The organism is Pelomicrobium sp. G1 (genome assembly GCF_051905455.1).
Classification (GTDB): domain Bacteria; phylum Pseudomonadota; class Gammaproteobacteria; order Burkholderiales; family UBA6910; genus Pelomicrobium.
Map to the genome: position 1 here is coordinate 1 of NZ_JBQACR010000569.1, position 239 is coordinate 239.

At 76.6% G+C, this 239-nt stretch carries 1 protein-coding gene; it reads left to right on the forward strand.

Annotation, left to right across the window (positions count from 1 at the left end; genetic code table 11):
* On the forward strand, window positions 1-239 hold a 239-nt coding region (locus tag ACTFO6_RS19660; protein ID WP_439935979.1), incomplete at both ends, for a hypothetical protein.

Below are 239 nucleotides of genomic sequence, written 5' to 3' on the forward strand. Positions count from 1 at the left end.
GAGCGAGAGCGTGAGCGGGCGGCCGCCGAGGAAGAAGTGCGCCGGGCGGAAGCGGCCCTCGAGGAGGCGCGGCCGGCCCGGGAGGCGGGGCGTGCGCCGCTCCCAGGGGAGTACCTGGGCACAGCGGGTGGCGGAATGCGTCCCACCGAGGTCTACCAGGCCCGACAGCGGGCCCTGGAGGAAGCCGTCTCAGCTGCCGAGGCGCAGCTCGCCCGGGCCCGCCAGATGCTGGAGGCGCT